We start from the raw sequence: 10589 nt of genomic DNA, 5'->3' as shown, positions 1-10589 counted from the left end.
CCCCCGGCACATCGAGATCCAGGTCCTGGCCGACGGCCACGGCAACGTGATCCACCTCGGCGAGCGCGAGTGCTCGCTGCAGCGCCGCCACCAGAAGATCATCGAGGAAGCGCCCAGTGTGCTCCTCGACGAGGCGACGCGGTCCGCGATGGGCGAGGCCGCGGTGCAGGCGGCACGCTCGTGCGGGTACCGCGGCGCGGGCACGGTGGAGTTCATCGTGCCGGGCGACGACCCGTCGTCGTACTACTTCATGGAGATGAACACCCGCCTCCAGGTCGAGCACCCGGTCACCGAGCTGATCACCGGCCTGGACCTGGTGGAGTGGCAGCTGCGGGTGGCGGCGGGTGAGCGACTGCCGTACGGGCAGGACGACATCACGCTGACCGGGCACGCCATCGAGGCGCGGCTGTGCGCCGAGGACCCCGCGCGCGGGTTCCTGCCCTCCGGCGGCACGGTGCTGAGGCTGGCCGAACCGCAGGGCGACGGCGTGCGCACCGACTCCGGGCTCAGCGAGGGCACGGAGGTCGGCTCGCTGTACGACCCGATGCTGTCCAAGGTGATCGCGTACGGCCCCGACCGGGCGACCGCGATCCGGAAGCTGCGGGCCGCCCTGGCGGAGACGGTGACGCTCGGGGTGCAGACCAACGCCGGGTTCCTGCGGCGGCTGCTCGCGCACCCTTGCGTGGTGGCGGGCGAGCTGGACACCGGGCTGGTGGAGCGCGTGGTGGACGACCTCGTGCCCGCGGACGTGCCGGAGGAGGTGTACGAGGCCGCGGCGGCCGTGCGCCTGGACGCGCTGCGGCCGCGCGGGGGCGGCTGGACCGACCCGTTCTCGGTGCCGAGCGGCTGGCGGCTCGGCGGCACGCCCAGGCCGGTCGGCTTCCACCTGCGCGTGCAGGAGCCCGTCGAGTACGTGCCCCGCGGCACCCACACCGTCGGCGACGACACGGTCTCCGTCACCCTCGACGGCGTCCGCCACACCTTCCACCGCGCCGCCGACTGGCTCGGCCGCGACGGCGACGTCTGGCAGGTGCGCGACCACGACCCCGTCGCCGCGTCCCTCACCCGCGCCGAGCACGCGGGCGCCGACTCCCTCACCGCGCCCATGCCCGGCACGGTCACCGTGGTGAAGGTCGCCGTCGGCGACGAGGTGGCCGCGGGCCAGTCCCTGCTGGTGGTCGAGGCGATGAAGATGGAGCACGTCATCTCCGCCCCGCACGCCGGCACGGTCGCCGAACTGGACGTCTCCCCGGGCACCACGGTCGCCATGGACCAGGTGCTCGCCGTCATCACCCCGGTGGAGGAGGACCAGTGACGCTCCCCATGGTCGTACCGGCCGCGGGCCTGCCCGCGCGGGTCCGCATCCACGAGGTCGGCGCGCGCGACGGCCTGCAGAACGAGAAGTCGGCCGTGCCGACGGAGGTGAAGGCGGAGTTCGTGCGCCGCCTGGCCGACGCGGGACTGACCACGATCGAGGCGACCAGCTTCGTGCACCCCAAGTGGGTGCCCCAACTGGCCGACGCGGAAGCGCTGTTCCCCCTGGTCCGCGAGCTGCCCGTGGACCTGCCGGTGCTGGTGCCCAACCAGCGCGGGCTCGACCGGGCCCTCGCCCTCGGCGCCCGCCGCGTGGCGGTCTTCGCGAGCGCCACCGAGTCCTTCGCCAAGGCCAACCTCAACCGCACCGTCGACGAGTCGCTCGCGGTGTTCGATCCGGTCGTGCGGCACGCCCGGGACGAGGGCGCCCATGTGCGCGGCTACGTCTCGATGTGCTTCGGCGACCCCTGGGAGGGCGCGGTCCCGGTCCCCCAGGTCGTCCGGGTCTGCAAGGCGCTGATGGACATGGGCTGCCAGGAGCTGAGCCTCGGCGACACGATCGGCGTGGCCACACCGGGGCACGTGGACGCGCTGCTCACCGCGCTCGACGCCGAGGGCGTGCACGCCGACGTCGTCGGCGTGCACTTCCACGACACCTACGGCCAGGCCCTCGCCAACACCCTGGCCGCGCTCCGGCGGGGCGTCACGACCGTCGACGCCTCCGCCGGCGGCCTCGGCGGCTGCCCGTACGCCAAGTCCGCCACCGGCAACCTCGCCACCGAAGACCTCGTGTGGATGCTTCAGGGTCTCGGCATCGACACCGGAGTCGACCTCGGCCGTCTCGTCGCCACGAGCGTGTGGATGGCCGAACAACTGGGCCGACCCAGCCCGTCCCGCACCGTCCGAGCCCTCTCCCACCAGGAGCAGTGATCACCGCCATGGACTACCGACTCTCCCCCGAGCTGGAGGAACTCCGGCGCACCGTCGAGGAGTTCGCGCACGACGTCGTGGCTCCCAAGATCGGCGAGTTCTACGAGCACCACGAGTTCCCGTACGAGATCGTCCGCGAGATGGGCCGCATGGGACTGTTCGGTCTGCCGTTCCCCGAGGAGTACGGCGGCATGGGCGGCGACTACCTGGCGCTGGGCGTGGCGCTGGAGGAACTGGCCCGCGTGGACTCGTCGGTGGCCATCACCCTGGAGGCGGGCGTCTCCCTGGGCGCCATGCCGATCCATCTGTTCGGCACGCCCGAGCAGAAGGCCGAGTGGCTGCCCCGGCTGTGCTCCGGCGAGATCCTCGGCGCCTTCGGCCTGACCGAGCCGGACGGCGGCAGCGACGCCGGGGCGACCCGGACGACGGCCCGCCTGGACGAGGCGACGAACGAATGGGTGATCAACGGCACGAAGTGCTTCATCACCAACTCGGGCACCGACGTGACGGGGTTGGTGACGGTCACGGCGGTCACCGGGCGCAAGCCCGACGGCAGGCCGCTCATCTCCTCGATCATCGTCCCGTCCGGCACGCCGGGCTTCACGGTCGCGGCGCCGTACTCGAAGGTCGGCTGGAACGCCTCCGACACCCGCGAGCTGTCCTTCCAGGACGTACGGGTCCCGGCCGCCAACCTCCTGGGCGAACAGGGCCGCGGCTACGCCCAGTTCCTGCGCATCCTCGACGAGGGCCGGGTGGCCATCGCGGCGCTCGCCACGGGGCTCGCGCAGGGCTGCGTGGACGAGTCGGTGAAGTACGCCAAGGAGCGGCACGCCTTCGGGCGGCCGATCGGCGCCAACCAGGCCATCCAGTTCAAGATCGCCGACATGGAGATGAAGGCCCACACGGCCCGGCTGGCCTGGCGGGACGCGGCGGCCCGGCTGGTGTCCGGCGCGCCCTTCAAGAAGGAGGCCGCCCTGGCCAAGCTGCACTCCTCCACCGTCGCCGTCGACAACGCCCGTGACGCCACCCAGATCCACGGCGGCTACGGCTTCATGAACGAGTACCCGGTGGCCCGCATGTGGCGCGACTCCAAGATCCTGGAGATCGGCGAGGGCACGAGCGAGGTCCAACGCATGCTGATCGCCCGCGAGTTGGGGCTCGTGGGCTGAGCCGAAGGGCGTAGCGGCACAGGCTGCTCACAGGCTCGGCGCGGGGCGCACCGCCCTCTGGACAACGAGTGAGGTTAGGCTAACCTACATTCGAACTTGTCCGGCGGGCGCTCCGCCCCGTTCGAAAGCAGTCATACCCATGCCCCATGCCCGTGCCACCCACCTCACCCGACGCGGCGTCCTCGCCGCGGGCGGGGCCCTCGGCCTCGGTGCCGCGCTCGCGGCCTGCGGGGACGACGACGCGAAAAGCGGGAGCTCGGGCAGCGGCGAGACGGCTGCCGCCAAGTCCGGCCCCTGGTCCTTCAAGGACGACCGCGGCCAGACCGCGCAGGCGGACACCATCCCCTCGAACATCGTGGCGTTCGTCGGTGTCGCCGCCGCGCTGTACGACTACGGCATCCAGGCCAAGGGCGTCTTCGGCCCGACGCGGACCAAGGACGGCAAGGCCGACGTCCAGGCCGGCGACATGGACGTCAGCAAGGTCACCGTCCTCGGCAACGAGTGGGGCCAGTTCAACATCGAGAAGTACGCCGCCCTCGCGCCCGACGCGCTGATCTCCACGATGTTCGACGACGCCGGCACGCTCTGGTACGTCCCCGAGGAGTCGAAGAAGAAGATCCTCGCCGTGGGCGCGCCGAGCGTCGGCATCTCCGTCTACGACCGCCAGCTCACCGAGCCGCTGCAGCGCATGCTCCAGCTCGCGAAGTCCCTCGGCGCGGACACCGCTTCGAGCAAGGTGACGGCCGCGAAGAAGGCCTTCGAGGACGCCGCGGCCCGGCTGCGCGCGGCCACCAAGGCCAACCCGGGCATCAAGGTGATGGCGGGCTCCGCGAGCCAGGACCTGTTCTACGTCTCCGGCTCGAACCTCTCCATCGACCTGGAGTACTTCAAGGCCCTCGGCGTGGACTTCGTCGAGCCCCCGGAGAAGGCCAAGGCGAAGGGCGGCGGCTGGTACGAGTCGCTGAGCTGGGAGAACGTCGACAAGTACGCGGCGGACATCATCATGATGGACAACCGCACCTCGGCCATCCAGCCCGCCGACATCACCGAGGCGACCTGGAAGAAGCTCCCCGCGGTCAAGGCGGGCCAGGTCATCGCCCGCAACCCCGAGCCGATCCTGTCCTACGACAAGTGCACGCCCCTGCTGACGAGCCTCGCCGAGGCCATCGAGAAGGCGAAGAAGGTCGCTTGACATGACTACGGCCGTAGCCGCCCCGTTCCGTTTCTTCTCCCTCCAGGTGACCCGGACGAGGCGGCTCGGCCCGTCCCTGGTCCGCGTCACCTTCACCGGCGAGGACCTGACCCACTGCCTCTCCGACGGCCTCGACCAGTCTCTGTCGCTGTTCGTGCCGCAGCCCGGCCAGCCGGCGCCCGTGGTGCCGCTCGACCTCGGGGACGGCTGGTGGCAGGCCTGGCGCGAACTCCCGGACGACGTACGGGCCGTGATGCGCTCGTACACGCTCCGGGCGCTGCGGCACGACCCCGACGAGGTCGACATCGACTTCGTGCTGCACACCCCCGCCGGCCCCGCCTCCGCCTGGGCCGCCCGGGCGGTCGCCGGTGACCGCGTGCTCATCCTGGGCCCGGCGATCGCGGACAACCGCGCGATCCGCTTCCGTCCGCCCGAGGACACCGACCTCATGGTGCTGTGGGGCGACGAGAGCGCCCTTCCGGCGGTCTCGTCCGTCCTGGAGTCGCTGCCGCCCGGCACCCCCGCCCGGGTCTGGCTGGAGGTGCGCGACGCCGGGAACATCCAGGACCTGCCGACGGCCGCGGACGCCGAGATCACCTGGCTGGTCCGCGACGACGGCGACGCCGCCCCGTGCTCCCCCCTCGCCCTCGACGCCCTGCGCGCCGCTCAACTCCCGCCCGCACAAAAGCCGTACGTGTGGATCGCGGGCGAGTCGGGCTGCGTGAAGGAGCTGCGCCGGCACTTCGTGCGCGAGCGCGGGATCGACCGCCGGCGGGTCACCTTCGTCGGGTACTGGCGGCAGGGCCTGAGCGAGGAGCAGTTGCGCGCACAGGAGTGACGGCGGTCACGGGAGAGGGAGGATTGGACCCTCGTAACTTAGGTTAGGCTAACCTAAGTTGAAGCCGTGGCTTCCTTCTCTCTCCCACCCCGCACGGACTCCCCACCGGAGGGCCCCCACATGCGCTCGCACCTGCTCAATGACCTCACCGCGGAGCACTACCGCCGCTCCGTGACCGAAGGAGTAGAGCGGGTGGCGGCCAAACTCGCCACCACCGACCGTCCGTTCACCGGTGTCACCGTCGACGCCCTCACCCCCCGGATCGACGCCATCGACCTGGACCGGCCGCTCGGCGACACCGGCGCCGCCCTGGACGAGCTGGAGGAGGTCTATCTCCGGGACGCGGTCTACTTCCACCACCCCCGCTACCTCGCCCACCTCAACTGCCCGGTCGTCATCCCGGCCGTCCTCGGCGAGGCCGTCCTGTCCGCCGTCAACTCCTCCCTGGACACCTGGGACCAGTCGGCCGGCGGCACCCTCATCGAGCGCAGGCTCATCGACTGGACGGCCGCCCGCATCGGCCTCGGCTCCGGCGCCGACGGCGTGTTCACCTCCGGCGGCACCCAGTCCAACCTCCAGGCGCTGCTGCTGGCCCGCGAGGAGGCCAAGACCGACAGCCTCGCCCGGCTGCGCGTCTTCGCCTCCGAGGTCGGCCACTTCAGCGTGCAGAAGGCCGCGAAACTGCTCGGCCTCGGCCCCGACGCCGTCGTGACCGTCCCCGTCGACCACGACAAGCGGATGCAGACCGTCGCCCTCGCCCGCGAACTGGAGCGCTGCCGCGCGGACGGCCTGGTCCCCATGGCCGTCGTCGCCACCGCCGGCACCACCGACTTCGGCTCCATCGACCCGCTGCCCGAGATCGCCGAGCTGTGCGCCCAGTACGGCACCTGGATGCACGTCGACGCCGCCTACGGCTGCGGGCTGCTGGCCTCCCGGAAGTACCGGGACCGCGTCGACGGCATCGAGCGCGCCGACTCGGTCACCGTCGACTACCACAAGTCCTTCTTCCAGCCGGTGAGTTCCTCGGCCGTCCTGGTCCGCGACGCCGCGACCCTGCGCCACGCCACCTACCACGCGGAGTACCTCAACCCGCGGCGCATGGTCACCGAGCGCATCCCCAACCAGGTCGACAAGTCCCTGCAGACCACCCGCCGCTTCGACGCCCTCAAGCTGTGGATGACGCTGCGGGTGATGGGCGCCGACGGGATCGGCGAACTCTTCGACGAGGTCTGCGACCTGGCGGAGGAGGGCTGGCGGCTCCTCGCGGCCGACCCCCGCTTCGACGTGGTCGTGCGGCCGTCCCTGTCCACCCTCGTCTTCCGCTACGTCCCCGCCGCCGTGACCGACCCCGCCGAGATCGACCGCGCCAACCTGCACGCCCGCAAGGCCCTGTTCGCGTCCGGGGCCGCCGTCGTCGCGGGCACCAAGGTCCACGGCCGCCACTACCTGAAGTTCACCCTGCTCAACCCCGAGACGACGGCCGACGACATCGCCGCCGTCCTCGACCTGATCGCCGGCCACGCCGAGCAGTACCTGGGAGAGTCCCTTGACCGCGCTTCCTGAACCCGCCGTGCACACCTACGACTTCGTGGGCATCGGGCTCGGCCCCTTCAACCTCGGCCTGGCCTGCCTCACCGAGCCGATCGCCGAACTCGACGGCCTCTTCCTGGAGTCCAAGCCGGACTTCGAGTGGCACGCGGGCATGTTCCTGGACGGCGCCCACCTGCAGACCCCGTTCATGTCGGACCTGGTCACCCTGGCCGACCCCACCTCGCCCTTCTCCTTCCTCAACTACCTCAAGGAAAAGGGCCGGCTGTACTCGTTCTACATCCGCGAGAACTTCTACCCGCTGCGCGTCGAGTACGACGACTACTGCCGCTGGGCGGCGAGCCGGCTCGGCAGCGTCCGGTTCGGCACGACGGTGCGCGAGGTGACGTACGAGGACGGACTGTACGTCGTGCGCACCGAGGCCGGCGACGCCTACCGCGCCCGCCGGCTGGTCCTCGGCACCGGCACGGTCCCCTTCGTCCCGGAACCGTGCCGGGGCCTGGACGGCGACCTCATCCACACCGCGCAGTACATGCACCGCAAGGCGGAACTGCAGCGCAAGGGCTCGATCACGGTCGTCGGCAGCGGCCAGAGCGCCGCGGAGATCTACCACGAACTCCTCGCCGAGATCGACGTCCACGGCTACGAGCTGAACTGGGTCACCCGCTCCCCGCGGTTCTTCCCGCTGGAGTACACCAAACTCACCCTGGAGATGACCTCCCCGGACTACATCGACTACTTCCGCGCACTGCCCGAGGAGACCCGCTACCGGCTGGAGAAGCAGCAGAAGGGCCTGTTCAAGGGCATCAACTCGGACCTGATCGACGCCATCTTCGACCTGCTGTACCAGAAGGACGTCGTCAGCGGCGACCGCCCGGTCCCCACCCGCCTGCTCACCAACTCCTCGCTCGTCGACGCCCGTTACCAGGACGGGCAGTACACCCTCGGCTTCCACCAGGACGAGCAGGACAAGGACTTCGAGATCCGCACCGAGGGCCTGGTGCTGGCCACCGGCTACCACTACGAGCCGCCGGCCTTCCTCGCCCCGATCCGCGACCGCCTCCGCTTCGACGGCCACGGCCGCTTCGACGTCGCCCGCAACTACTCGATCGACGTCACAGGGCGGGACGTCTTCCTGCAGAACGCCGGCGTGCACACGCACAGCGTCACCTCCCCCGACCTGGGCATGGGCGCCTACCGCAACAGCTACATCATCCGTGAGCTGCTCGGCACCGAGTACTACCCGGTCGAGAAGACCATCGCCTTCCAGGAGTTCGCCGTATGACCTTCACCTTCCGCCCTCTCGACCCCCTCAAGGACGCCGAGTTGCTGCACTCCTGGGTGACCCACCCCAAGGCGGCCTTCTGGATGATGCGGGACGCCAGGCTGGAGGACGTCGAGCGGGCCTACATGGAGATCGCCGCCGACGCACACCACCACGCGCTCCTCGGACTCGACGCCGACGGCGTGCCCGCCTTCCTCATGGAGAAGTACGACCCCGCCCACCGCGAACTCGTCGGGCTGTACGAGCCGTTGCCCGGGGACGTGGGCATGCACTTCCTGACCCCGCCCACCGACACCCCCGTGCACGGCTTCACCCGCGCCGTGATCACCGCCGTCATGGCGCACCTCTTCGAGGACCCGGCGGTCCGGCGGGTGGTCGTCGAGCCGGACGTCGCCAACAAGGCCGTCCACGCCCTGAACGCAGCCGTCGGGTTCGTGCCCGAGCGGGAGATACAGAAGCCGGAGAAGAAGGCGTTGCTGAGCTTCTGCACACGGGAGCGGTTCGAGAAGGCGGTGCCGGCATGAGCCTCGCCGACTCCGTCGCCCACCTCTCCCCGGAGCGCTGGGAGCAGGCCAACCGCCTCCTGATCCGCAAGGCCCTGGCCGAGTTCGCGCACGAGCGGCTGATCACGCCGGAGAGGGACGGCGAGGAGTACGTCGTCCGCGGCGACGACGGTCTGACCCGCTACCGCTTCACCGCCGTCCGCCGCGCCCTCGACCACTGGCACATCGACCCCGCCTCCCTGTCCCGCACCCGCGACGGCGCCGAACTCCCGCTCGCGGCACTGGACTTCTTCATCGAGCTGAAGGACACGCTCGGCCTGAGCGACGAGATCCTCCCGGTCTACCTGGAGGAGATCTCCTCCACGCTCTCCGGCACCTGCTACAAGCTCACCAAGCCGCAGGTCCCGGTCGCCGAGCTGGCCCGCTCCGGCTTCCAGGCCGTCGAGACCGGCATGACCGAGGGCCACCCCTGCTTCGTCGCCAACAACGGCCGCCTCGGCTTCGGCATCCACGAGTACCTGTCGTACGCCCCCGAGACCGCGAGCCCGGTCCGCCTGGTGTGGCTGGCCGCCCACCGCTCCCGCGCGGCCTTCACCGCGGGCGTCGGGATCGAGTACGAGACCTTCGTACGCCAGGAGTTGGGCGAGGCCACCGTCGAGCGCTTCCACGGCGTCCTCGGCGAGCAGGGCCTGGACCCCGCCGACTACCTGTTCATCCCGGTGCACCCCTGGCAGTGGTGGAACAAGCTCACCGTCACCTTCGCCGCCGAGGTCGCCCGCCGCAACCTGGTCTGCCTGGGCGAGGGCGACGACGAATACCTGGCCCAGCAGTCCATCCGGACCTTCTTCAACCGCTCCCACCCCGAGAAGCACTACGTGAAGACGGCGCTGTCCGTGCTCAACATGGGCTTCATGCGCGGGCTGTCGGCCGCGTACATGGAGGCGACCCCGGCGATCAACGACTGGCTGGCCCGGCTCGTCGAGGGCGACCCGGTGCTGAAGTCCACGGGTGTGACGGTCATCCGGGAGCGGGCCGCCGTCGGCTACCGGCACCTGGAGTACGAGCGGGCGACCGACCGCTACTCGCCGTACCGCAAGATGCTCGCCGCGCTGTGGCGCGAGAGCCCGGTGGCCGGCCTGCGGGAGGGCGAGTCGCTCGCCACCATGGCCTCCCTCCTGCACGTCGACCACGAGGGCGCGTCCTTCGCGGCGGCGCTCGTCGAGCAGTCGGGCCTGGCACCGCGGGAGTGGCTGCGGCAGTACCTGCGGGCGTACTACGTCCCGCTGCTGCACAGCTTCTACGCCTACGACCTGGTCTACATGCCGCACGGCGAGAACGTGATCCTCGTGCTGAAGGACGGCGCCGTGCAGCGCGCGATCTACAAGGACATCGCCGAGGAGATCGCCGTCATGGACCCGGACGCGGTGCTGCCGCCCGAGGTGCGGCGGATCCGGGTCGAGGTGCCGGAGGACAAGAAGCTGCTGTCGATCTTCACCGACGTCTTCGACTGCTTCTTCCGCTTCCTCGCCGCCAACCTCGCCGACGCGGGGGTGCTGGAGGAGGACGGCTTCTGGCGGACGGTCGCCGACGTCAGCCGCGAGTACCAGGCGTCGGTGCCGGAACTGGCCGAGAAGTTCGAGCGGTACGACCTGTTCGCGCCCGAGTTCGCGCTGTCCTGCCTCAACCGGCTGCAACTGCGGGACAACCGGCAGATGGTGGACCTGGCGGACCCCTCGGGCGCCCTCCAGCTGGTCGGAACCCTCGGCAATCCCGTCGCCCGGTTCTGATCACGCCGGGCGGGCACCCCGGA

General features: G+C 70.7%; 9 protein-coding genes. All 9 read left to right on the top strand.

The features are described 5' to 3' along the window. A partial coding sequence (locus tag M8J74_RS15770; RefSeq protein WP_249836994.1) for an ATP-binding protein occupies positions 1 to 1315 on the top strand: 1315 nt, incomplete at its 5' end. Then, positions 1312 to 2244, top strand: coding sequence for a hydroxymethylglutaryl-CoA lyase (locus M8J74_RS15765; RefSeq protein WP_249836993.1), 933 nt, complete (start codon positions 1312 to 1314; stop codon positions 2242 to 2244). The genes M8J74_RS15770 and M8J74_RS15765, both read left to right, overlap by 4 nt. 8 nt (positions 2245 to 2252) lie before the next feature. After that, positions 2253 to 3413, top strand: coding sequence for an acyl-CoA dehydrogenase family protein (locus M8J74_RS15760; protein WP_249836992.1), 1161 nt, complete (start codon positions 2253 to 2255; stop codon positions 3411 to 3413). A 139-nt stretch (positions 3414 to 3552) separates the two neighbouring features. Next, positions 3553 to 4605 (top strand): ABC transporter substrate-binding protein, encoded by a 1053-nt coding sequence (locus tag M8J74_RS15755; RefSeq protein ID WP_249836991.1) that lies wholly within the window; start codon positions 3553 to 3555, stop codon positions 4603 to 4605. Between the two features lies 1 nt (position 4606). Continuing rightward, on the top strand, positions 4607 to 5443 hold the full coding sequence (locus tag M8J74_RS15750; RefSeq protein ID WP_249836990.1) for a siderophore-interacting protein: 837 nt from the start codon (positions 4607 to 4609) through the stop codon (positions 5441 to 5443). Positions 5444 to 5563: 120 nt separating this feature from the next. Beyond that, a complete protein-coding gene (gene desA, locus M8J74_RS15745) occupies positions 5564 to 7006 on the top strand; it encodes a lysine decarboxylase DesA (RefSeq protein WP_249836989.1) in 1443 nt (480 codons plus the stop codon). Continuing rightward, the gene (locus M8J74_RS15740) at positions 6990 to 8276 is read left to right on the top strand and encodes a lysine N(6)-hydroxylase/L-ornithine N(5)-oxygenase family protein (RefSeq protein ID WP_249836988.1); all 1287 of its coding nucleotides are present in this window, start codon (positions 6990 to 6992) and stop codon (positions 8274 to 8276) included. Before desA ends, M8J74_RS15740 begins: the two co-directional genes overlap by 17 nt. Beyond that, positions 8273 to 8800, top strand: coding sequence for a GNAT family N-acetyltransferase (locus M8J74_RS15735; protein WP_249836987.1), 528 nt, complete (start codon positions 8273 to 8275; stop codon positions 8798 to 8800). The genes M8J74_RS15740 and M8J74_RS15735 overlap by 4 nt, the downstream gene beginning before the upstream one ends. Further along, positions 8797 to 10566 (top strand): IucA/IucC family protein, encoded by a 1770-nt coding sequence (locus tag M8J74_RS15730; protein ID WP_249836986.1) that lies wholly within the window; start codon positions 8797 to 8799, stop codon positions 10564 to 10566. The genes M8J74_RS15735 and M8J74_RS15730 overlap by 4 nt, the downstream gene beginning before the upstream one ends. Positions 10567 to 10589: the final 23 nt, after the last annotated feature.

The sequence above is a fragment of the Streptomyces panaciradicis genome (assembly GCF_023516615.1).
Lineage (GTDB): Bacteria > Actinomycetota > Actinomycetes > Streptomycetales > Streptomycetaceae > Streptomyces > Streptomyces panaciradicis.
The sequence above is the reverse complement of the archived record's forward strand: the minus strand, read 5'-3'. Positions and strand labels throughout refer to the sequence as shown.

Coding starts and splice junctions, on each gene's coding strand:
- desA (WP_249836989.1), top strand. CDS start 5,564: ATGCGCTCGCACCTGCTCAATGACCTCACCGCGGAGCACTACCGCCGC.
- M8J74_RS15755 (WP_249836991.1), top strand. CDS start 3,553: ATGCCCCATGCCCGTGCCACCCACCTCACCCGACGCGGCGTCCTCGCC.
- M8J74_RS15750 (WP_249836990.1), top strand. CDS start 4,607: ATGACTACGGCCGTAGCCGCCCCGTTCCGTTTCTTCTCCCTCCAGGTG.
- M8J74_RS15735 (WP_249836987.1), top strand. CDS start 8,273: ATGACCTTCACCTTCCGCCCTCTCGACCCCCTCAAGGACGCCGAGTTG.
- M8J74_RS15760 (WP_249836992.1), top strand. CDS start 2,253: ATGGACTACCGACTCTCCCCCGAGCTGGAGGAACTCCGGCGCACCGTC.
- M8J74_RS15730 (WP_249836986.1), top strand. CDS start 8,797: ATGAGCCTCGCCGACTCCGTCGCCCACCTCTCCCCGGAGCGCTGGGAG.